This is a genomic window from Nocardia asteroides (genome assembly GCF_900637185.1).
GTDB classification, from domain to species: Bacteria; Actinomycetota; Actinomycetes; order Mycobacteriales; family Mycobacteriaceae; genus Nocardia; species Nocardia asteroides.
Map to the genome: position 1 here is coordinate 4,185,412 of NZ_LR134352.1, position 20,736 is coordinate 4,206,147.

A 20,736-nucleotide genomic window follows, 5' to 3' on the forward strand; every position below is an offset into this window, starting at 1 on the left:
CCGCTGGTGAAGTCGGGGCCCGGAGGCGGTAGCTCACCGGGCCCTGCACCGGCGAATCAGGTACAGGAGGAACGATGGCGGAAGAAACCGAACGGGATCGCTGGGATCCGGGCGTACAGTCCTACGCGTCGATGGGATATTACGCACCCGACTACGTGCCCTCCGATACCGACGTGCTCGCGGTGTTCCGGGTGACCCCGCAACGCGGCGTCGACCCGATCGAGGCGGCCGCCGCGGTCGCGGGTGAATCCTCCACTGCCACTTGGACTGTCGTGTGGACCGACCGGCTCACCGCGCATTCGAAGTATCAGGCCAAGTGTTACCGGATCGACGAGGTGCCGGGCAGGCCGGGTGAGTACTTCGCCTACATCGCCTACGATCTGGACCTTTTCGAAGAGGGGTCGATCACCAACCTCACCTCGTCGATCATCGGCAACGTGTTCGGATTCAAGCCGCTGCTCGCACTGCGGCTCGAGGACATGCGTATTCCGGTGGCCTATGTCAAGACCTTCCAGGGTCCGCCGCACGGCACGGTGATGGAACGCGAATATCTGAACAAATACGGCAGGCCGCTGCTCGGTGCGACGGTGAAACCGAAACTCGGTTTGTCGGCCCGCAATTACGGCCGGGTGATCTACGAGGCCTGCAAGGGGGGTCTCGACTTCACCAAGGACGACGAGAACATCAACTCCCAGCCGTTCATGCGCTGGCGCGACCGGTACCTGTTCGCGATGGAGGGCGTGAACCGGGCGATGGCCGAGACCGGCGAGATCAAAGGCCACTACCTCAACGTCACCGCCGCCAGCATGGAGGACATGTACGAGCGGGCCGAGTTCGCCAAGGAACTCGGGTCGGTGGTCATCATGATGGACCTCACCGTCGGCTACACCGCGATGCAGTCGATGTCGAAGTGGGCGCGCCGCAACGGGGTACTGCTGCACCTGCACCGCGCCGGGCACTCGACCTTCACCCGGCAGAAGACCCACGGCGTGAGCTTCCGGGTACTGGCCAAGTGGTGCAGGCTGATCGGCGTCGACCATGTACACGCGGGCACCGTGGTGGGCAAATTGGAAGGCGATCCGGCCACCACGCGCGGCTTCTACGACACGCTGCGGGAGAACCACGTGCCCACCGACCTGGGCAACGGCATCTTCTTCGATCAGGACTGGGCGAGCCTGCCCGGGGTCATGCCGGTCGCCTCGGGCGGCATCCACGCAGGCCAGATGCATCAACTGCTCGATCTGTTCGGCGACGACGTGATCCTGCAGTTCGGTGGCGGCACCATCGGGCATCCGCTGGGAATCGCGGCGGGCGCCGAGGCGAACCGGGTGGCGCTGGAAGCGGTCGTCAAGGCCCGCAACGAGGGTCGCGACCTGCTCAAGGAGGGCCCCGACGTGCTGCGCACGGCCGCCTCGACCTGCCGTTCACTCGAGGTCGCGCTGGCGACCTGGGGTGATGTGACCTTCGATTACACGTCCACCGACGCACCGGACGCGGTGCCGACGCCGAGCCTGTAGGAGGCGCCATGTATCTGCGACACGGGACGTTCTCGTATCTGCCCGAACTCAGCGACGCCGAGATCGCGGCGCAGGTGCGCTACGCACTGCTCAACAACTGGCCGGTGTCGATCGAGTACACCGACGACCCGCATCCGCGCAACACCTACTGGGAGATGTGGGGGCTGCCGCTGTTCGACCTCGACGAACCCGACGGGGTGATGGCCGAGATCAACGCCTGCCGCGCCACCTTCCCCCGGCACTACGTGCGGGTCACCGCCTACGACGCCACCTACACCAAACAGACCACGGCACTGAGTTTCCTGGTCCAGCGGCCCGAGGAGGAACCCGGTTTCGAGCTCACGCGCACCGAGGGGGCGGACCGGCGGCAGAGCTACAGCATCCGGTCCTACGCGACCGGTCGTCCGCAGGGACAGCGGTATGGCGGCTGAGGGGTCCGCGAACGGATTCCGGTTGCCCCGGCCGGGCGTCAGCGACGCCCGGCCGGCTCGTCCGCCCGCCGAGGGCGACACCGCGACCGAGGAACTGCTGAGCGAGGACGCGCTGCTGGATCTGTCGCTGGATCTGGCCGGCCACGACGTGGCCGCCACGCTGGCCGCGCTCGACGCCGAACTGATCGGCCTGGCGAATGTGAAGGAGCGCGTCAGAGAGATCGCGGCGCTGCTGATGATCGACCGGGCGCGGCGCCGGTTCGGGCTGGCGTCCTCGCGCCCGACCATGCACATGAGTTTCACCGGCGGTCCCGGCACCGGCAAGACCACGGTGGCGTTGCGGATGGCGCAGATGCTGCACGCGCTGGGCTACATCCGGAAACCGAAGGTGCACACGGTGACCCGCGACGACCTGGTCGGCCAGTTCATCGGCCACACCGCGCCGAAGACCAAGGAGGCCATCGCCAAGGCGGCGGGCGGGGTGCTGTTCATCGACGAGGCCTACTACCTGTTCCGCCCGGAGAACGAGCGCGACTACGGGCAGGAGGTGATCGAGATCCTGCTGCAGGAGATGGAGAGCGAACGTGCGAACCTGGTGGTCATCTTCGCCGGCTATCCGGACCGGATGGACCGGTTCTTCTCCGCGAATCCGGGCTTGTCCTCGCGGGTCGCGCACCATCTGGAGTTCGCCGACTACACCCACGACGAGCTCATGGGCATCGCCGAACTGATGGTGGCGGGGGAAAACTTCCGTTTCGACGCCGCCGCGCACACCGCGTTCGCGCAGTATCTGACCGTGCGGATGACCCGGCCGCGCTTCTCCAACGCACGGAGTGTGCGCAACGCGATCGACCGGTGCCGGCTGCGGCAGGCCAAACGGCTCGTCGAGGCGGCGCGGCCGCTGTCGAAGTCCGACCTGATCACCCTGTGCGACCGGGATGTCTACGGCAGCAGTGTGTTCGACGAGGCCGGCCAGGAGGTGGTCGCGACGTCATGCCGGATCGACTGAAGACCCTCACCCGCTACACCATCGAGGAGGAGCATCGGCACCCCGGCTCGTCCGGGGAGTTCTCGGCGCTGGTGAACGTGGTGGCCACGGCGACCAAGATCATCGCCAATCAGGTGACGCGCGGGGCGATCGTGGGTTCGGGGCGTGAGGACGAGCCGCTGTCGGTGAGTGCGCGGCTCGACGGGCTGACCGACGAGATCATGCTGGCCCAGACCCAGTGGACCGGGCAGCTGTCGGGGTTGCTGTCCGAGCAGCGCCCCGGCGTGCTGCCGGTGCCTGCGTCCCAGCGGCGTGGCAAGTATCTGCTGGCCTACGACGCGCTGGACGGATCGAGCAATATCGACGTGAACCTGCCGGTGGGCTCGATCTTCAGCATCCTGCGCGCACCGCAGGAGGTGTTCGACGGCTCGGCCGAGCCGGTCGACACCGATTTCCTGCAGCCCGGCGTGCAGCAGGTGTGCGCCGGGTTCACCCTGTACGGCCCGGCGACCATGCTGGTCCTCACCACCGGCAGCGGCGTCGACGGGTTCACCCTCGACCGCGAGATCGGCGCGTTCGTGCTGACCCATCCGCGGATGCGGATCCCCGACGACACCGGTGGTTTCGCGATCAACGCCGCCAACGAGCGGTTCTGGGAGCGGCCGGTGCGCCGCTATGTGCAGGAATGTCTGCAAGGCCTCGACGGTCCGCGGGGGCGCGATTTCAACATGCGCTGGGTCGCGTCACTGGTGGCCGACACCTTCCACATCCTGACCCGCGGCGGGGTGTATCTGTACCCACGCGACACCCGTAACCCGGCTCGGCCGGGGCGGGTGTCGTTGCTGTACGGCGCGAATCCGATCGCGTTCATCGTCGAGCAGGCCGGTGGCGCCGCGACCACCGGCCACGACCGGGTGATGCTGGTGCCACCGGCCGAGGTCCATCAGCGGGTGCCGTTCATCTTCGGTTCCCGCAACGAAGTACTGCGCATCGAGCGCTACCACTCCGAGCCGGACGAGGGCCCGAGCTTCGACAGTTCGCTGTTCGGGTCGCGCTCGCTGTTCCGGCCGGCCAAGCACGATCAGCGCGGTTAGGAGTCGCTCATGTCGGTCAAGCATCCCGTTGTCGCGATCACCGGGTCGTCCGGAGCGGGCACCACCAGTGTCACCCGGACCTTCGAGGAGATCTTCCGCCGGGAGGGGATCAGTGCCGTGGTGGTGGAGGGTGATTCGTTCCATCGTTTCGACCGCACCGAGATGAAAGTCGCGATGGCCGAGGCCGAGCAGCAGCGCAATACGACGTTCTCGCATTTCGGCGAGGACGCGAATCTGCTGCCCGAACTCGAATCGCTGTTCCGGGAATACGGGGAAGCCGGTGTCGGGCAGGTCCGGCGATATCTGCACGACGACGAGGAGGCCAAACCCTACGGCCAGCCCGCGGGCACGTTCACCCCGTGGGAGGATCTGGCGCCGGGCAGTGATCTGCTGTTCTACGAGGGCCTGCACGGCGCGGCGGTGACCGAGTCGGTGAATGTAGCCCGATACACCGATCTGCTGGTGGGGGTGGTGCCGATCATCAATCTGGAATGGATTCAGAAGGTGTATCGGGACAAGACCCATCGCGGGTACTCGAGCGAGGCGGTGATCGACACAATCCTGCGCCGGATGCCGGACTACGTGAAATACATCTGTCCGCAGTTCTCGCGGACGTATGTGAACTTCCAGCGTGTGCCCACCGTGGACACGTCGAATCCGTTCATAGCGCGCAGTATTCCGACCGCCGACGAGAGTTTCGTGGTGATCCGGTTCGCCGATCCGAAGGTGATCGATTTCCCGTATCTGCTGTCGATGCTGCACGACTCGTTCATGTCACGCCCGAATTGCATCGTGGTGCCGGGCGGGAAGATGGACCTGGCGATGCAGCTGATCTTCACCCCGCTCATCCTGCGGTTGATGGACAAACGGCCCAAACGGCTGGTGTGACGTCGGCCTGCTACCGGGACGGCACGATGCTGCCCCGGTAGTAGTCGGCCACGGCGGTGAAGGCCGCTTTGGGCTCCCATCGCATGGCCGGGTAGGTGTCGCCGGTGCGGTCCTCGAGGACGCGGACGATGCCGTAGCTGGCGAGGTCGAGATCGTCGCGGGGGTCGCCGTCCGGGCGGTATGGCATGTCGTAGAGGGCGAAGAGGAAGACGAACGCCGTGTCGACGCCTGCCTCGTCGAACAGGGTGAGCAGTTCGGTCAGGTAGGCGGCCTGGCCCGCTTCGTCGCGGGTGCGGTCGGCGGTGAGACGGACCGGGCCGGGGCTGTACTCGACGATGTCGAGGCCGTTGGCGCCGACGTCGCCGGCGCCGCGGAAGGTGGCGGCGCCGAATTCGGTGACGGCCAGCGGTTTCCCCTGAGCGACGAGATCACGGACGCCGTCGGCGAAGCGGTCGGCGACCGCGGCCGAACGGTAGAGGTCGACGGAGACGATGTCGAACAGCGTCCAGTCGATGCGTTCCAGCGGGACCGCGGCATAGGTCAGGGGACCGCCGAAGCGGGCCCGGATCAGCGGCACCGCCGTGCGGAAGAACTCGTCGAGCCGCTCGCCGACCGCCACGGCGATCCCGGGCAGGGCGCCGGGCGCGGTGAGCGTGGCGACGCGGGCGGCGAGATCGGAACCGGTGAGGAAGCCGAGGTTCATCAGTGCCAGTTCGGCTCCCGCCACGAAGACGACCTCGGCGCCGCGGCGGCGCAGCCGTTCGGCGCGCTCGGCGCAGTCGAGGAACAGCGCGAGCATCTCCTCGGTGGTCCGGTCGAGCGGGTACGGCGAGAACCACACCTCCAGACCGAGGTCCGCGGCGTGGGTGGCGGCGATCTCGAGACGGTCCGGATCGCCGCCGACGATGCGGACGGCGGTGCAGTGCAGGTCGTCGCGGATGATCCGCAGTTCCTCGCGGACGACGTCGGAATCGAAGGTGGGCCGCGAGGACAGTCCGTCGCGGACGAAACCGGTGTCGTAGCTGATGCCGGTGGCGCGCATGGGCGTGGGCCTTTCTCCAAAATAGGGTACGTGCCGTACCGTAATATGGCATTGAACAGGACGCAAGAGCGAACGGGGAAGGTACGATCGCGCCGGAACGGAAGGAGCGCACCGGTGGCGGACGCGGACAGGCCCACGCGCAGGCGGGGCGCCGAACTGGAGGACGCGATTCTGCGCGCGGCCGGAGCGGAGCTCGTCGAGAGCGGTTTCGCCGGGCTGACCATGGACAAGGTCGCCGTGCGTGCCGGGACGAACAAGAACGCCATCTACCGGCGCTGGCCGAACCGCCTCGCCCTCGGCGTCGCGGCCTATCGGCTGCTGGCGACCGCCGTCGACGTACCCGACACCGGCGATCTGCGCGACGACGCGCTCGAACTGTTGCGCCGCGCCAATCGGCACTGGAGTTCACCGCTGGGTTCGGTCATGCGCGAGCTGCTCGCGGCCGCCGGTGGCGCCGCCGAACTGCTCGCCCAGCTGCCCGACCAGTCGGTCGACGCGACCGCGGCCACCTGGCTCACCCTGCTGGGGCGCGCGGTCTCCCGGGGCGAGGCCGCCCCGGAATGCCTGCATCCGCGGGTGGCCACCGTCGCGATCGTGTTGCTGCGCAACGAGTTCGTGCTGCGCGGGGTGCCGACCGCACCAGATGACGTGCTCGTCGAGATCGTCGACGAGGTGTACCTGCCGCTGATCCGCCGGCGCGGACCGGGTTGAGGATCAGTCGGGCAGCAGCGGGACCGACAGGCCCTCACCGGTTTTCAGCAGGGCCGCGCGGGTGACGGCGGCCGAGCCGAAGCGGCGGCGCAGATCGTCGAGCGTGGCGTCGAGGGTGTTCTCGGCGCGCGGTTCCAGCGGCAAGGTGAGTTGCATGCTGTCGGCGTCGTCGAGGTTGGTCAGCGACAGGCCGATGAGAGTGATGCCGCGTTCGGTGATCAACGGCTGCGCGGTGTCGAGCAGCAGCCGTGCGGCGTGGTGCAGGGCGGCGGTGGCGTCGGTGGCCTCGACCAGGGTGTGGGAGCGGGTGGCGCGGGAGAAGTCGTCGAACCGCAACCGCAGCACCACGGTGCGGCAGACGCGGTCGGCGGCTCGTAGGCGCCGGCCGAGGCGGTCGGTGAGCCCGTCGAGAAAGGCACCCAGCTCTTCGGGGGTGCGGTGGCGGCGGCCGAGGGCGCGCTGGGCGCCGATGGAACGGCGACGCTTCCCGGTCTCCACCCGCCGGGGGTCGCGGGCCCAGGACAGGGCGAACAGGTGCCGGGCGGCGCCAGGGCCGAGGATCGCGCGCAGGTGCGGTTCGCCGAGCTCGGCGATCTGCCCGACCCGGGTGATGCCGTTCTCGTGCAGGGTGGCCGCGGTGACCGTGCCGACGCCCCACAGCCGTTCCACCGGCAGCGGATGCAGGAAGTCCAGTTCCCCGCCGGGCTCCACCAGCCGCAGCCCGTCGGGTTTGGCGACCGCCGAGGCCACCTTGGCGAGAAACTTGGTGCGCGCGATGCCGACCGAGATCGGCAGCCCCACCTGGTCACGCACCTGCGCGCGCAGGGCCTGGGCGATCTCGACCGGTTCACCCCGGATCCGGCGCAGGCCGCCGACGTCGAGGAACGCCTCGTCGATCGAGATGCCCTCCACGATCGGCGTGGTGTCGTGGAACACCGCGAACACCGCCTTGCTGGCCTCGGCGTAGGCCGACATCCGCGGTGGGACCGTGATCGCGTGCGGACATAATCGCAGCGCCTGACCGGCGTTCATCGGGGTGCGGATCCCGAAGGCCTTGGCTTCATAGCTGGCCGCGAGCACCACGCCACCGCCCACGATCACCGGCTTGCCCCGCAGCCAGGGCTGATCACGCTGCTCGACCGAGGCGTAGAAGGAATCCAGGTCGGCATGCAGGATCGAGGCCTCGGCGCGGGACTGGATGCGCTGGCGACGCGGAACAACGGGATCGGACACGAACATATGTTCGCATTGGGGTCCGACAAGTCGGGTTGCTACGCGATAGCGGCGGGCGCGCGGGTGGCCGGTAGTGTGAAACAGTCTCGGCGAGAACCGATTCGCCGCGCAGCGAGGAGAACAAGGTGCTCGAAGTCGGCTGGGATCAGGTTTTCGCCTGGCGGTTGGACCGCCAGTTCATCGCGAAACCCACGGCAGCCGGTGTGCCCGCCATCGCGGGCCGACTGGCCGGCGTGCAGGCACAGGTCGCCTCGGCCGCCGAAACCGCCGTCGCCGTGCGCGGTGATCAGCCGGTGGCGGACGCGGTCGGCGCAGCGCTCGGCTCGGGCGCGCTGGTGAAGACGTGGGCGATGCGTGGCACGTTGCACGCGATGGTGCCCGAGCAGGCCGCGGCGGCGCTGTCGCTGATCGGTTCGGCGCGCACCTGGGAGAAGCCGTCCTGGCAGAAGACCTTCGGCGCCACCCCGGATCAGGTGGCCGCCCTGGTGGAGGTGGTGTCGGCCATTCTGGCCGAACAGGCGCTGACCCGGGAGGAACTCGTCGACGCGGTCCTGGCCGAACCCGGCTTCGCCCATCTCGGCGAACAGTTGCGATCCGGGTGGGGAGCGGTGCTCAAGCCGCTGGCCTGGCAGGGCGCGCTCTGCCACGGCCCGGCGCGCGGCACCAAGGTCACCTTCACGAGTCCGGCGCGGCTGGTGTCCGGCTGGACCGGGCTGCCGTCGCCCGAGGCGGCCGCGCCGACCCTGATCAGCGCCTATCTCGGCGCGTACGGCCCGGCCTCGCCGGAGGTCTTCGACGCCTGGCTCAGCCGCAACAGCCTGCGCAAGACCGTCGTGCGCGGCTGGTTCGCCGAGATGGGGGACGCGCTGACCCAGGTCGACGTGGCGGGACGCACCGGCTGGATCCCCACCGAATACGCCGACGACCTCGCCGCGGCCACCCTCGACGGCAGTGTCCACCTGCTCGGCCCGTTCGATCAGTACGTCCTCGGTCCCGGCACCGCCGACACCGTGCTGCTGCCCGCCGAGCACCGCGCGAAGGTCAGCCGGACCGCCGGGTGGATCTCGCCGCTGATCGTGCTGAACGGGCGGATCGCGGGGACCTGGGAGCGGGTCGAGAACACCGTGGAGCTGTCGATGTTCGGTGGCGAGCGGCTGCCGAAGCGGGCGCTGTCGACAGCGCTGGATCGTCTCGCCGCGGCCCTCGGCGCGCCCGGCCTCACCGCGCGAGAGGCCTGATCGCCGACCGGATCACGGATATTCCGGACACCGAACCAAGCGCTTGCTACGCTCGCGCGATGATCCCCACGATCGTCTGGGGCACCGGCAACGTAGGCCGTGCGGCCATCCGTGCCGTCGCTGCCCACCCGGCGCTGGAACTCACGGGGGTGCTGGTGCACAACCCCGACAAGGTCGGCCGTGACGCCGGTGCGCTCGCCGGCCTCGACTACGGGCTGGGGGTGGCGGCCACCGACGACATCGACGCGCTGCTCGCCACCGGGCCCCGCGCGGTCGTCTACGCGGCCTCCGGGGAGATCCGCCCCGACGACGCGCTCGCCGATGTCGTGCGCGCGATCCGCGCCGGCGCCGTCGTCGTCACGCCCGCCCTCTATGCCCTCTACGACCCGCGCAACGCGCCCGCCGAGCTCCGCGACCCGGTGCTGGCCGCGATCGCCGAGGGCGGCGGCTCGCTGTTCGTCTCCGGAGTCGATCCCGGCTGGGGCAACGATGTGCTGCCACTGTTGATCAGCGGCCTGGCCGCCACCGTCGATGTGGTGCGCTGCCAGGAGATCTTCGACTACACCACCTACGACCAGCCCGACTCGGTGCGCTATCTGGTCGGCATGGGCCAGCCGATGGACTACCCTGCGCCGATGCTGCTGCCGTCGGTGCCGACCATGGTGTGGGGCGGGCAGATCCGGCTGATGGCCAGGGCGCTCGGGGTCGAGCTCGACGAGATCCGCGAGACCATGGACCGGCGTGCGCTCGATGCGACCGTGCAGACGGTGCAGATGGGCGGGTTCGAGGCGGGCACGCAGGGCGCGGTGCGGTTCGAGGTGCAGGGCATCGTCGACGGTGAGCCGCGCATCGTCGTCGAGCATGTCACCCGCATCCACCCCGATTGTGCCCCGGACTGGCCGACACCCCCCGACGGCGACGGCGCGCACCGGGTGATCATCGAGGGCTCGCCCCGCATCGAGGTCAGTGTCGAGGCCACCGACGAGGGTGGCAATCGGTCGGCGGGCGGCAACGCCACGGCGGTGGGCCGTCTGGTGAACGCGATCGACTGGCTGGCCGACGCCGAGCCCGGCCTCTACGACGCACTCGATGTGCCGCTGCGGGCCGCGGTCGGCAAACTCGGAAGGAAAACAGCATGATCATCGACATTCCCGAGGGCAAGGACCCGATCGGCTACGTGTGGGGCGAGATGGTGCCGGGTATCGGTGTCGCCGCCGCCGCGTTCTCGCTGTCGGTGTACGAGCACTCGACGCTGGGCTTGCGCGAATTCGAGGCGGCCCGGCTGCGGATCGCCCAGATCAACGGGTGCCTGTTCTGTCAGGACTGGCGCACCGAACGCGACGGCAAGAAGGTCGAACCGGAGTTCGCCGACGCGGTCACCAACTGGCGCACCACCGAACTGTTCGACGACCGGGCGCGCCTGGCCGCCGAATACGCCGAGCGCTACGCCACCGACCACCACAGCCTCGACGACGAGTTCTGGGCCAGAATGTTCGAGCACTACAGCCAGACCGAGGTGGTGGAGCTGAGCATGAGCATCGGTTCCTGGCTCGCGTTCGGCCGGCTCAACCGGGTGCTCGGCCTGGACACCGTCTGCGTGCTGCCCGGTCACTGATCCGCGGGGGCGTGACGCAAGTAGGCTGCGGGCCGTGGTTGATTCTCCGGTACGGCAGCTGATCGACACGGTGGCCTGGGTCCTGATCGAGGACGGGCGCATCCTGTGCGCCCGCCCGCGCGGCAAGGACGTGTTCTTCATCCCCGGCGGAAAACGCGAGGGTGCCGAAACCGACGTGCAGACCCTCGTCCGCGAGGTCAGCGAGGAGCTGAGCGTGCACCTCACCCCGGAGAGCGCGAAGCACGTCGGCACCTATGAGGCGGCGATCTCCGACGGTCACCCGACGCTGGTCCGGATGGCCTGCTACACCGCCGACTACCGGGGTGTCCTCACCGCCAGCAGCGAGATCGAGGCGCTGGCCTGGTTCGGCTACGGCGACCGCGACCTGGTCCCACCCGTGGACCAGCTGCTCTTCGACGATTTGGCCGCGGCGGGTTCGCTACGGTGACCGGCGGCGCCGGGCGCTGGCTCGCCTACGCCCTGCTGGCGTTGCCGTCGGCGGTGAGCCCGGTCCGCACGCGCCTGCGCGTTCCCCGGCGGCTGCTGCGCGAATCCGTCACCGCGGGCAAGGTCTCGACCCCGCGCTGCCTGATCCACTCGGTCCTGTCCGTCGGCACCGGCGCGCTGGCCTGGTTCCTGACGATCCTCGCGGGCCTCGTCCTGGTCCGCGGCCTCGCCTATCCACTCGTCGCCGCGAACGCCTACGAAAACGCCTGGGGTGGACCGACCCTCGCAGGCGCCTGGGCCGTCCACGCCGCCCTGGGCGTGCTCATCGCCCCGGCCTTCCTGGCCGTCGTCACCCTCCTCGGCCACTTCCAGCTCCGCCTGACCCGCACCGTCCTCGGCCGCACCCCCTCCTGGTGGACCATCCCCACCGCCTTGGCCCTCACCGCCGCGGGCACCCTGTTCTTCATCGCCTGGCTCCACCAGATCTGAGCGCCCTCAATCGAAGTGCCGGTCCGGTGGCGTGTTCGCGGGCATCATCACCGGGTACCGCACCAGCCGGAAACCGGTGAAGGTGATGTCGCGGACGTGGGTGAGGTCGGACCAGAGCAGCTTGCCGCCCCGTAGTGCGCGGAGTGGCCGCACCCGCCGACGTACGGTGTCCCGCTCTGCGGCAGTGGCAGGCCGGCGTGGACCTGCGGTGCCGTAGAGGCGTACGCCGGGCGGTGCGGCGAAGCGGGCGGTCAGCAGCGACCGGAACCAGTAGGTACGGCCGGAATCGACTGCCATCAGGCATATTCGCGCATCCGCGTCGACGTTGCGGGTCAGGGCGGTCGTGTAGTGGTCGAAGAAGTAGCCGGTGCGGTCTGTGCGCAGGAACAGCGTGCCGATGGGGGTGATGGTCGGGGCGCCTGTGGCGTCGACGGAGGCGACGGCGAAATGCCCGGTCGAGCGTTGTGCCCTGGCGACGATCGTGCGGATTTCGGTCCAGTCGTCGGGTGATGGGGTGCTCACGGCCGCCAGACTACGTGCGCCGCGGTCCGGCGGCCGTGGCTCAGATCAGTTGTTCGGTGGCCGGTGCGGGGGTCTGGCGGATGCCCAGGCCGAGGAGGCCGGCCAGGACGGCGACGGCGGCGGTGGCGTACCAGGCTCGGTGGAAGGCGTCGAGGATGGATTCGGGGGTGGTGGGGGTGCCGAGGAGGGCGACCAGGAGGGCCACACCGATGGCCAGGCCCAGTTGGCGGGACATGCTCAGGACGGCCGAGCCGGTGGCGAAGCGGGGTGGCGGGAGGGTGCCCGCGCCCGCGGCGAAGGCGGTGGGGAGGGTGAGGCCGACGCCGAGGCCGGTGAGCAGCATGCCGCCGAGGATGCCGCTCGGGTAGTCGGGGGTGAGGGTGGCGGCGCGGGCCCACCAGAGCAGGCCCGCGCCGAAGGCGAGTCCGCCGGCGGCGATCACCGGACCCGGGCCGACGCGGGCGATGAGGCGGCCCGCCGCGATCGCCACGAACGGCACGATCAGCGGGCCGGGGGCGATGGCCAGGCCGGTCCGCAGCGCCGACCAGTCCCACACGGTCTGCGCCCACAGGGTGATGGAGAGCAGCATGCCCGCGAACGCGATCTGGAAGACCAGTGAATTGGCGCTCGCCAGGCTGAAATTCGGGGCGCGCAGCAGCGCCGGGTCCACCACGGGACTGGGATGACGCGCCGAGGACACCGCGAACACGGCGCCCAGTGCGACAGCCGCGGCGAACGCGCCGAGCACCCCGGCCGAGGTCCACCCCCAGTCCGGACCCTGCACCAAGGCCAGAATGAACGCACCGACCGCACCGATCAGTGCCGTGGCACCCAGCAGATCAGGCAGCGGGCCCCGATCGGCGGGCGGCGACGGCAGGACCCGCAGGCCGATCAGCAAGGCCGCCACACCGATCGGCACGTTCACCAGGAACACCCAGCGCCAGTCGAGCTCGACGAGCAGCCCGCCGACTACCGGGCCCAGCGCGGCTCCGAGCCCGCCGAACGCGACCCACAACCGCACCGCGCCCGCACGCCGCTCGGCCGGTGTCGCGGCCAGCACCAGCGCCAGCGACGAGGGTGTCAACAGCGCGCATCCGACCGCCTGGATCGCACGGAAACCGATGAGCGCGGGCACGTTCCAGGCCACCGCGCACAGCGCCGAACCCAGCACGAACACCGCCAGCCCGAGCAGGAAGACCGGCCGATTGCCGTACCGGTCGCCGAGGCGCCCGGCGGGTACCAACAGGGCCGCGAAGACGATCGCGTACAGGTTGAGCACCCACGACAGCCCCGCGAGCCCGCCACCGAGGTCGGTGGCCATCGCGGGCAGGGCGACATTGACGATGAACAGGTCCAGGCTCGACAGCAGCACGCCCGTGGACACCACGGCGAGCACGGCTCGCGGGTCGGCGGCGCGGGCGGCGACAGCGGATTTCACGAGACGCTCCTGATCAGCCGAGGACACGGCGGGTTTGGCGGGCACTGGCGAGCAGGACACCGTCGCGGTCCCAGAGGTCGATGTCGTCGACCGACCAGCCCGCATCGGTGCTGACATTGACGGCCCGGACGAGGACGGGCCCGGCACCGAGATCAGCCACAGCGGCGTGCAGGTGCAGTGACAGCGTGACCGTCGGCACCGCGACCGGTGCGGTGAGCAGCGGGAACAGGCCGGGCGGCAATGCGTCGGCGAGGATCGCCAAGCTCGGGGCGTCGACGGGCAGGGCGGGTTCCAGGGTGATCCAGGCGCACATCATCGCTTCGTCGGCGCCGCTGAGCGGCAGGGGACCGGCGGCCGGCCGGATTGCGAAATGGGCGCCGACGGGGACGATTTCCGGGGGTAGCTGGAACAGCGGGCAGTCCTCGGGCGCCGGGACCGGGGGTGCGGGACGGGCGGTGTGGGCCGCGATCGCGCTGGTGCCCGCCGCGCCGAGGACGACGGTCGCCGCGGCGACCGGTGCGCCGTCCTGTTCGGCGACGACGTCGAGGACGGTCGTCGTGCGCCCGACCGGCTTCTCGGTGGCGCGCAGCGTGAACGCCCCGGTCGCGGGGCGACCGAGGAACCGGATGTCGGCGGCCCGCACCGGGTGGTCGTGGGCGCAGCTGCGGCGGGCGACCTCGATCATGAGCCCGCCGAGGGTGCCGCCGTGCGGGCCGGACCAGCCGCGCCAGGTGTCGTCGACAACGGCGTGCCAGCCGGAGTCGGTGGCCGCGAGCGCGAATCGCGCATCGAGACCGCCAGTGAGTTTCATCATGCAACTCACGCTAGATGGGTGAGTTCTTTCATGCAACCGACTAGGGTGGGTGCATGCGACGCACCAGCTTCGAGGACATGAACTGCTCCCTGGCCCAATGCCTGGAAGTGGTCGGCGAGTGGTGGACGCTGCTGATCGTGCGCGACGCGCTGTTCGGGGTGACCCGCTTCGAGGACTTCCGCGACCGCCTCGGCATCGCGCGCAACGTGCTCACCCAGCGCCTGGACGGCCTGGTCGAGCACGGCATCATGACCAGGGAGCCCTACCAGGACAACCCCGTGCGCTACGACTACCGGCTCACCGCCAAGGGGCGTTCCCTGTGGCAGGTGGTGACCGCGATGCGGCAGTGGGGCGACGAATGGGCCGCCCCCGACGGACCGCCGGTGGTGGCGGTGCATCGCGGCTGCGGTCAGGTCGCCACGGTGGAGCCAGTGTGTTCGCACTGCGGCGAGCGGGTCCTGGGCCGCGACCTGACCCCGATCGACGGTCCCGGCGCGGGCACCCGGTCGGTGCTTCCCGCGCGCTGAGAGTTCGGCCCGGCCGCACATCGCGCGTGGACACACGACGCCCCCGCTGTGAAGTGTGCCAAGGTGTGCGCGGTGCGGGCTGGAGTCCGCTAGCCTGCCGGGTGTCCGTTCCCCGAACGAAGGTGATCCAAAGTGACTTCCGTGGTCGATGCCCCTGATATTTCGTCCAAGGTAGGGCATTACTACCGGGTGGACGACGTCTACGAGGTCGGTCGCGAGAAGATCCGCGAATACGCCCGCGCCGTGCAGGATTTCCACCCGGCGCACTGGGACGAGGAGGCCGCTGCCGCGCTCGGCTACACCGGCCTGGTCGCCCCGCTGACGTTCGTCTCCATCCCCGCCATGGCCGCCAACCGGGAGCTGTTCGAATCGGTTGTCGTCGGCTACGACATGTTCGTGCAGACCGAGCAGGTCTTCGAACAGCACAAGCCGATCGTCGCCGGTGACAAGCTGGTCGTCGACGTGGAGCTGTCCTCGATCCGCCGGATCGCGGGCAAAGACCTGATCACCGTCACCAACACCTTCGCCGACGAATCCGGAGAGGTGGTGCACATCATGCACACCACCGTCGTCGGCATCACCGGTGAGGGCGTCGACCCCGAGATCACCCGTGCCGTGGAGAACGTGATGCTGCACGGGGTCAAGGTGTTCGGCAACGGCGACGCCGCGCAGGAAGGCGGGGAGACGCCGCTGCGTCCGGAAGGCGAGATCCGGCTCTCGGCCGCGGGCGCCGCCCGGGTGCCGAGCACGACGCTGTCGTTCGACGAACTGACCGTGGGCGCGGAACTGCCGATCCGCGAGGCGCGGCTCTCGCGCGGTGATCTGGTGAACTACGCCGGCGTCTCCGGCGACAACAACCCGATCCACTGGGACGAGAGCATCGCCAAGATGGCGGGCCTGCCCGATGTGATCGCCCACGGCATGCTCACCATGGGCCTGGGCGCCGGTTTCGTGTCCACCTGGTCGGGCGACCCGGGCGCGGTCACCCGCTACGGTGTGCGGCTGTCGAGCACCACGATCGTCGATCGCGCGGCCGGCGGCGAGATCGAGTTCGCCGGCCGGGTGAAGTCGGTCGACCCCGAGACCCGGTCGGCCGTGATCGCCATCGTCGCGAAGTCCGGTGGCCGCAAGATCTTCGGATTGGCCACCGCCACACTGCGTTTCCGCTGAGAAGACCGTGGTGAGCCCGGATCGCCGGGCTCACCACGGCGATCAGATGCCGACCGGGTCGGCGATCTTCGCGTCCGTGTCGGCCGAGGTGGAGGTGGCGACAGGGCTCACCCGCACCCAGGTGTTGTTGACCGCCGCCGTGCCGCTGAGGGGATCGGTCCGGGTGGGGTCGTGCAGCAGGTTGACATTGACGCCCGGTTGCGCGGCCGCCACGGTCCAGCCGACACCGGGTTCGCCGTGACCCCAGCCGTGCGGGATCGCCACCACGCCGCTGCGGATGTCGTCGCTGATCTCCACCGGCAGCAGGATCGCGCCGACCGCGGATTCCACCCGGGCCTGGTGGCCGTCGGTGAGGCCGCGATGGGCGGCGTCGGTGGGGTGCATGAGGACGGTGCAGCGGTCGCGGCCCTTCATCATCGACGGGATGTTGTGCAGCCACGAGTTGTTGCTGCGCAGGTGGCGGCGTCCGATCAGCTGCAGGTCGTAGCCGGTGGCCGGGGTCGCGTCGGTGGCGAGGAGTTCGCGCAGCGCGGTCACGAAGTCCGGTGGTGTCAGCTGGACCTTGCGGTCCTTGGTGCCGATCAGCTTTGCCAGTCGCGGCACCAGCGGGCCCAGGTCGATACCACCGGCGGCCGCGCGGATCTTGCTGATGGTCAAGCCTTTCCGGCCGCGGCGCAGCACGCCGTGCGGGCCGGTGGCGACCGCGGCCGCGGTCAGCCGCAGGGGGCTGAGCTGGTCGAGCAGGCCGGTGAGCACGCGGCCGGTGAGGCGGCGCGCGGGCAGCGGGACCAGTTCGGCCACCAGCCGGGCCAGGATCTGCCAGTCCTCGAACGCGTCGGGGGCCGGCTCGAACACCGCGGCGTCGAAACGGGCGTTGTTGCGGACGCTGAACACCGGGAACAGGATGTTGAGTTCCTCGCGTTCCAGCGGGGAGACCGGCGGCAGGATGATGTCGGCGTGGCGGGTGGTCTCGGTGACATACATGTCGACGGCGACGTAGAAGTCCAGCGATGCCAGCGCTTCGTCGAGCTTGCCGCCCTGCGGCGTGGACAGCACCGGATTGCCGGCGTAGGTGATCATCGCCCGGATCCGGTCGGGGCCCTCGGCGAGGATGTCCTGGGCGAGGGCCGCGACGGGCAGTTCACCGCGGAAGGATTTGTGGGTGCCGGATCGGTCGGTCCATGCGCCGTAGCCCATGGGCAGGTATTTCCCGAAGCGGGCGGCGTCCACGGGCGGGGTCGCGAACATCTGCCCGCCCACCCGGTCCAGGTTGCCGGTGACGGCGTTGACGACGTTGACCAGCCAGTGCGTGAGCACCCCGGTGGTCTGCAGGCACACCCCGATGCGCGCGTACAACACGGCCGACGAGGCGGCGGCGTGGTCGCGGGCCAGGCGGCGGATGGTGTCGGCGTCGACCCCGGCGAGCGGGGCCATCAGCTCCGGTGCGGTGGTGGCGACCAGGCCCGACAGTTCGGTCCAGCCCGCGCACTGGAAGCGCACGGCCCGCTCGTCGCAGAGTCCTTCGGTGACCAGCACGTGCAGCATCCCCAGCAGCAGGTACACATCACCGCCGGGGCGCACCGCGACGTGTTCGTCGGCCAGGCGCGCGGTCTCGGTGCGGCGTGGATCGATCACGACGACGGTGCCGCCGCGTTTGCGCACGTCGCGGATCCGCAGTTTCGCTCCGGGCATGGTGGTGATCGAGCCGTTGGACACCGCCGGGTTGGCGCCGAGCACCACCAGCCGGTCGGTGTTGTCGATATCGGCGACCGGCATGAGCACATTGGCGCCGAACATCCGCCAGGCCACGAACTCCTGCGGGAACTGATCGATGGAGGACGCGGAGAAGAAGTTGCGGGTGAGCAGCGCGATGCGCAGCAGCACGCCGTAGAGCACCGAGGAACTGTGCGCGGCGGGGTTGCCCATGTACATTCCGACGGCGCTGGGCCCGTGTTCGGCCCGCACCGCCCGCAAGCGCTGCCCGATCTCGCGGAACGCCTCGTCCCAGCCGATCGGTTCGAAGGTGTCGCCGACGCGGCGGACCGGGGTGCGCAGGCGGTCGGGGTCGTGGTGCAGGCCGCCCATGGCGGTCGCCTTCGGGCAGATGTAGCCCCGCGACAGGACGTCGTCGGGGTTGCCTTCGATCCTGGTGACCTGTTCGTCCTCGACCGTCACCAGAATTCCGCAGTGCGCCTCGCACAGCGTGCACTGCCGGGCAATCGTTCTGTTGCTCACCGGTTTCCCCACCTTTCGCCGAATCGCTCGTTCCACGCTAACCCGGCGAACCGCCGGACAGATCCGTCTACGGTCGGAGATTCCGGACGGTCCCACTGGGCGGAATACGCGCAGTGTCGACATCTCCGGGGCGTCCGGTAAGGATGGGGCGATGTCGACGCGTGAACTGGTGGTGCTCGGAACGGCCGGAGCTGTGCCGACCCGGCGCCGCAATCACAACGGGTATCTGCTGCGCTGGGACGGTCGCGGGGTGCTGTTCGATCCCGGGGAGGGGATTCAACGGCAGATGTCGCGGGCCGGTGCGTCGGCGACCGAACTGCACTGGGTGTGTGTCACGCACTTGCACGGAGACCATTGCCTCGGGGTGCCCGGAGTGATCCAGCGTCTGGGCCGCGACGGGGTACCGCACGCGGTGCACGCCGTGTTCCCCGCGGAGGGGGCCCGGTATTGGGAGCGGCTGAAGTACGCGAGCAGCTATCACGACGAGCCGCACCTGGTGGAGCATCCGGTGAGCGGGGCCGGAGAGACCTTGCCCGCCGAGGGATTCACGGTGACCGCGCTGCCGCTCGCGCACAGCATCCCGACCTTCGGGTACCGCATCGCCGAGCCGGACGGGCGCACCTTCCTGCCCGAGAAGCTCCGCGAGCACGGCATCTCGGGGGCCGCCATCCGGGAACTGGCCGGGCCGCTGCTCGCGGAGTGCACGACGACGCGACCGGGCCAAAAGGTGGCCTTCGTGATGGATACCGGGCTGTGCGACAACGTGTTCGCCCTCGCCGACGGGGTGGACATGCTCGTCATCGAATCGACATTCCTGGACTCCGAGACCGAACAGGCCGCCGATCGCGGGCACCTCACGGCCCGGCAGGCCGGTGAAGTGGCGCGGGCCTGCGGGGTGCGCACCCTGGTACTGACCCATTTCTCCGAACGCTACGGCGAATCCGACGATCCACTGTTCCTGGAACAGGCCGGCTTCCCCGACGCTGTGCTGGCCCACGACCTGGACCGCATCCCGCTGCCGCCGCGCCGTATGCCCGGGGTGAACTAGCGGGCCGCGGCCGGATAGTCGCGCACGTAATCGGTGTCGACGCCGAGGACACCGACCGCGGTGGCGCCCCCGGGCTGACCCAACGGCGCGTCGCGCCCGGGCAGCGGTTCGGCGAAGAACCGGGCGTTCTCCTCCAGGAACTGTTCCTGACCGGCCGGGATGTCGTCCTCGTAGTGGATCGCCTCGACCGGGCACACCGGTTCGCAGGCCCCGCAGTCGATGCACTCGTCGGGTTGGATGTAGGCCATCCGATTGCCGACGAAGATGCAGTCGATCGGGCATTCGTCGACGCAGGCCCGATCCAGCACGTCGACACAGTCGGCCCCGATCACGAATGTCACGGTCATCTCCTCGCCGCTCCCACGATCCCACCCGGGATCCACACCAATCCTCGCGTCGCTCACGTGCGCCTGGTAGTGGTCCATCGCCTAGAACCTCATCAACGCCCCTTATGCCTCACCGGTCACCGCACGGGAAACTCCGTGATCTGTCGCTCCCATTCCTGGGCGGCGAGTTCAAGTGCCACGGACTCGATGTCGAGCTCCACCAGGAACTCGTCGAGGCGTTGTGTACCCTCGCGCCACGGCGGTGCGGCCTCTTGCGAGAACGCGACTCCGACCCTGCAGGCGTCGTCGCGGACGAACGACAGCACCGGCTCCAGGAATCGCAACTCCTGTGGTGTGACACCGACCCCACCCCGCAGCCACGGCGAAACTTCCTGCGCTTCGCCGACCAGCATGCACGCGTCGGCGAACGCCCAGCTCCCCGATGGGGTGCGCACTTCCCCATGGACGACCAGCCAGTTGTCGTCATAACGATTGCCCGAGGTTCTGGCGAATTGGTAGCGCAGCGGGCGCAACTCGATCCGGTGGTGACGATCAGCGAGAATCACCAACCAAGAATCGCAGACGACCATTCAGAGGCTGTCGCCGCGAACCGAATCCAGGCATGGCGAACTGGCCGGTCAGCGGCAGGGTTCGAGCTCCGTGTCGTTCCTGTCGACGAAGAGGCGGGCGGGAATGCCGAGGTCGGCGGTTACCTGGGGTTATTTGGCGGTGGTGAGGTCTACGAGGGGGGCGCCTGCGGCGTTGGTCTGGACTGAGGAGATGCCCTTTTTGGCGGCGTCCTTGGATTCGTAGGCCTGGGAGGAGGCGATGATTTCGCCGTTGCCCGCCTTGAGGCGCCAGCGGAATTTGCCGGACGCGTCGGTGAAGATCTCGAACTTTCCTGCCATGACCGGCCTCGCTTCTTTCGAAGGGGAAAACTCGTCTGTAGCGCAGGATAACCCG

The 20,736-nt window shown here is 69.3% G+C and carries 23 protein-coding genes; 14 read left to right on the top strand and 9 right to left on the bottom strand.

The window, feature by feature from the left end:
* Positions 1–74: 74 nt before the first annotated feature.
* Genes EL493_RS19610 through EL493_RS19630 form a run of 5 tightly spaced genes read left to right on the top strand, consistent with a single transcriptional unit; the run spans position 75 to position 4,918 of the window.
* A complete protein-coding gene (locus EL493_RS19610) occupies positions 75–1,517 on the top strand; it encodes a form I ribulose bisphosphate carboxylase large subunit (protein WP_019047019.1) in 1,443 nt (480 codons plus the stop codon).
* Between the two features lie 8 nt (positions 1,518–1,525).
* Positions 1,526–1,948 carry a ribulose bisphosphate carboxylase small subunit gene (locus EL493_RS19615; RefSeq protein ID WP_019047020.1) on the top strand — a complete coding sequence of 141 codons (423 nt, stop codon included), beginning with the start codon at positions 1,526–1,528 and terminating at the stop codon, positions 1,946–1,948.
* Positions 1,938–2,957, top strand: a complete 1,020-nt coding sequence (locus EL493_RS19620; protein WP_019047021.1) for an AAA family ATPase — start codon at positions 1,938–1,940, stop codon at positions 2,955–2,957. The genes EL493_RS19615 and EL493_RS19620 overlap by 11 nt, the downstream gene beginning before the upstream one ends.
* Positions 2,942–4,030, top strand: coding sequence for a class 1 fructose-bisphosphatase (locus EL493_RS19625; RefSeq protein WP_019047022.1), 1,089 nt, complete (start codon positions 2,942–2,944; stop codon positions 4,028–4,030). Before EL493_RS19620 ends, EL493_RS19625 begins: the two co-directional genes overlap by 16 nt.
* Before the next feature lie 9 nt (positions 4,031–4,039).
* A complete protein-coding gene (locus EL493_RS19630) occupies positions 4,040–4,918 on the top strand; it encodes a phosphoribulokinase (protein ID WP_019047023.1) in 879 nt (292 codons plus the stop codon).
* A gap of 10 nt (positions 4,919–4,928) precedes the next feature.
* Here the strand turns inward: EL493_RS19630 and EL493_RS19635 are convergent, their stop codons facing one another.
* Complete coding sequence (locus tag EL493_RS19635) at positions 4,929–5,960, bottom strand: hypothetical protein (protein WP_019047024.1); 1,032 nt, start codon at positions 5,958–5,960, stop codon at positions 4,929–4,931.
* Positions 5,961–6,074: 114 nt separating this feature from the next.
* Here EL493_RS19635 and EL493_RS19640 point away from each other — a divergent pair, with 114 nt between their 5' ends.
* A complete protein-coding gene (locus tag EL493_RS19640; protein ID WP_019047025.1) occupies positions 6,075–6,671 on the top strand; it encodes a TetR/AcrR family transcriptional regulator in 597 nt (198 codons plus the stop codon).
* A 3-nt stretch (positions 6,672–6,674) separates the two neighbouring features.
* Here EL493_RS19640 and dinB read toward each other — a convergent pair whose 3' ends face one another.
* Entirely contained in the window at positions 6,675–7,910 is a 1,236-nt protein-coding gene (gene dinB, locus EL493_RS19645; RefSeq protein ID WP_019047026.1) for a DNA polymerase IV, read from the bottom strand.
* A 119-nt stretch (positions 7,911–8,029) separates the two neighbouring features.
* Between dinB and EL493_RS19650 the strand changes: the two genes are divergently transcribed.
* From EL493_RS19650 to EL493_RS19670, 5 genes are read left to right on the top strand one after another with little or no spacing between them, the layout of a single operon-like run.
* Positions 8,030–9,142 carry a winged helix DNA-binding domain-containing protein gene (locus EL493_RS19650; RefSeq protein WP_019047027.1) on the top strand — a complete coding sequence of 371 codons (1,113 nt, stop codon included), beginning with the start codon at positions 8,030–8,032 and terminating at the stop codon, positions 9,140–9,142.
* A gap of 59 nt (positions 9,143–9,201) precedes the next feature.
* Positions 9,202–10,281: an NAD(P)H-dependent amine dehydrogenase family protein gene (locus EL493_RS19655; protein WP_019047028.1), complete on the top strand. Its 1,080-nt coding sequence runs from the start codon at positions 9,202–9,204 to the stop codon at positions 10,279–10,281.
* Positions 10,278–10,757, top strand: a complete 480-nt coding sequence (locus tag EL493_RS19660) for a carboxymuconolactone decarboxylase family protein (protein ID WP_019047029.1) — start codon at positions 10,278–10,280, stop codon at positions 10,755–10,757. The genes EL493_RS19655 and EL493_RS19660 overlap by 4 nt, the downstream gene beginning before the upstream one ends.
* Positions 10,758–10,791: 34 nt before the next feature.
* Complete coding sequence (locus tag EL493_RS19665) at positions 10,792–11,205, top strand: NUDIX hydrolase (protein WP_019047030.1); 414 nt, start codon at positions 10,792–10,794, stop codon at positions 11,203–11,205.
* On the top strand, positions 11,202–11,693 hold the full coding sequence (locus EL493_RS19670; RefSeq protein WP_019047031.1) for a hypothetical protein: 492 nt from the start codon (positions 11,202–11,204) through the stop codon (positions 11,691–11,693). The genes EL493_RS19665 and EL493_RS19670 overlap by 4 nt, the downstream gene beginning before the upstream one ends.
* A 6-nt stretch (positions 11,694–11,699) precedes the next feature.
* Here the strand turns inward: EL493_RS19670 and EL493_RS19675 are convergent, their stop codons facing one another.
* The 3 genes from EL493_RS19675 to EL493_RS19685 are packed head-to-tail and all read right to left on the bottom strand — an operon-like array spanning position 11,700 to position 14,467.
* Positions 11,700–12,215: a pyridoxamine 5'-phosphate oxidase family protein gene (locus EL493_RS19675; protein WP_019047032.1), complete on the bottom strand. Its 516-nt coding sequence runs from the start codon at positions 12,213–12,215 to the stop codon at positions 11,700–11,702.
* 40 nt (positions 12,216–12,255) lie between these two features.
* Positions 12,256–13,653: an MFS transporter gene (locus EL493_RS19680; RefSeq protein ID WP_022566904.1), complete on the bottom strand. Its 1,398-nt coding sequence runs from the start codon at positions 13,651–13,653 to the stop codon at positions 12,256–12,258.
* Positions 13,654–13,666: 13 nt separating this feature from the next.
* The gene (locus tag EL493_RS19685; RefSeq protein ID WP_019047034.1) at positions 13,667–14,467 is read right to left on the bottom strand and encodes a thioesterase family protein; all 801 of its coding nucleotides are present in this window, start codon (positions 14,465–14,467) and stop codon (positions 13,667–13,669) included.
* Positions 14,468–14,520: 53 nt separating this feature from the next.
* Here EL493_RS19685 and EL493_RS19690 point away from each other — a divergent pair, with 53 nt between their 5' ends.
* Positions 14,521–14,994, top strand: a complete 474-nt coding sequence (locus EL493_RS19690; RefSeq protein ID WP_019047035.1) for a winged helix-turn-helix transcriptional regulator — start codon at positions 14,521–14,523, stop codon at positions 14,992–14,994.
* 132 nt (positions 14,995–15,126) lie between these two features.
* Entirely contained in the window at positions 15,127–16,164 is a 1,038-nt protein-coding gene (locus EL493_RS19695) for a fused (3R)-hydroxyacyl-ACP dehydratase subunits HadA/HadB (RefSeq protein ID WP_022566902.1), read from the top strand.
* Positions 16,165–16,206: 42 nt separating this feature from the next.
* Here the strand turns inward: EL493_RS19695 and EL493_RS19700 are convergent, their stop codons facing one another.
* Positions 16,207–18,399, bottom strand: coding sequence for a molybdopterin oxidoreductase family protein (locus EL493_RS19700; RefSeq protein WP_019047037.1), 2,193 nt, complete (start codon positions 18,397–18,399; stop codon positions 16,207–16,209).
* Positions 18,400–18,550: 151 nt separating this feature from the next.
* Here EL493_RS19700 and EL493_RS19705 point away from each other — a divergent pair, with 151 nt between their 5' ends.
* On the top strand, positions 18,551–19,447 hold the full coding sequence (locus EL493_RS19705) for a ribonuclease Z (RefSeq protein ID WP_019047038.1): 897 nt from the start codon (positions 18,551–18,553) through the stop codon (positions 19,445–19,447).
* Here the strand turns inward: EL493_RS19705 and fdxA are convergent.
* The 3 genes from fdxA to EL493_RS19720 form a co-directional block, all read right to left on the bottom strand.
* Complete coding sequence (fdxA, locus tag EL493_RS19710; RefSeq protein WP_030202142.1) at positions 19,444–19,788, bottom strand: ferredoxin; 345 nt, start codon at positions 19,786–19,788, stop codon at positions 19,444–19,446. The genes EL493_RS19705 and fdxA overlap by 4 nt on opposite strands.
* Positions 19,789–19,910: 122 nt before the next feature.
* Positions 19,911–20,339: a WapI family immunity protein gene (locus EL493_RS19715; RefSeq protein ID WP_030202145.1), complete on the bottom strand. Its 429-nt coding sequence runs from the start codon at positions 20,337–20,339 to the stop codon at positions 19,911–19,913.
* A 153-nt stretch (positions 20,340–20,492) separates the two neighbouring features.
* On the bottom strand, positions 20,493–20,681 hold the full coding sequence (locus EL493_RS19720; protein WP_019047041.1) for a YegP family protein: 189 nt from the start codon (positions 20,679–20,681) through the stop codon (positions 20,493–20,495).
* Between the last annotated feature and the right edge of the window lie 55 nt (positions 20,682–20,736).

Excerpts from the sequence above, each read along its gene's own strand:
- EL493_RS19610 (WP_019047019.1), top strand. The coding sequence starts at position 75 with ATGGCGGAAGAAACCGAACGGGATCGCTGGGATCCGGGCGTACAGTCC.
- EL493_RS19615 (WP_019047020.1), top strand. The coding sequence starts at position 1,526 with ATGTATCTGCGACACGGGACGTTCTCGTATCTGCCCGAACTCAGCGAC.
- EL493_RS19620 (WP_019047021.1), top strand. The coding sequence starts at position 1,938 with ATGGCGGCTGAGGGGTCCGCGAACGGATTCCGGTTGCCCCGGCCGGGC.
- EL493_RS19625 (WP_019047022.1), top strand. The coding sequence starts at position 2,942 with ATGCCGGATCGACTGAAGACCCTCACCCGCTACACCATCGAGGAGGAG.
- EL493_RS19630 (WP_019047023.1), top strand. The coding sequence starts at position 4,040 with ATGTCGGTCAAGCATCCCGTTGTCGCGATCACCGGGTCGTCCGGAGCG.
- EL493_RS19635 (WP_019047024.1), bottom strand. The coding sequence starts at position 5,960 with ATGCGCGCCACCGGCATCAGCTACGACACCGGTTTCGTCCGCGACGGA.
- dinB (WP_019047026.1), bottom strand. The coding sequence starts at position 7,910 with ATGTTCGTGTCCGATCCCGTTGTTCCGCGTCGCCAGCGCATCCAGTCC.
- EL493_RS19655 (WP_019047028.1), top strand. The coding sequence starts at position 9,202 with ATGATCCCCACGATCGTCTGGGGCACCGGCAACGTAGGCCGTGCGGCC.
- EL493_RS19660 (WP_019047029.1), top strand. The coding sequence starts at position 10,278 with ATGATCATCGACATTCCCGAGGGCAAGGACCCGATCGGCTACGTGTGG.
- EL493_RS19685 (WP_019047034.1), bottom strand. The coding sequence starts at position 14,467 with ATGATGAAACTCACTGGCGGTCTCGATGCGCGATTCGCGCTCGCGGCC.
- EL493_RS19690 (WP_019047035.1), top strand. The coding sequence starts at position 14,521 with ATGCGACGCACCAGCTTCGAGGACATGAACTGCTCCCTGGCCCAATGC.
- EL493_RS19705 (WP_019047038.1), top strand. The coding sequence starts at position 18,551 with ATGTCGACGCGTGAACTGGTGGTGCTCGGAACGGCCGGAGCTGTGCCG.
- EL493_RS19720 (WP_019047041.1), bottom strand. The coding sequence starts at position 20,681 with ATGGCAGGAAAGTTCGAGATCTTCACCGACGCGTCCGGCAAATTCCGC.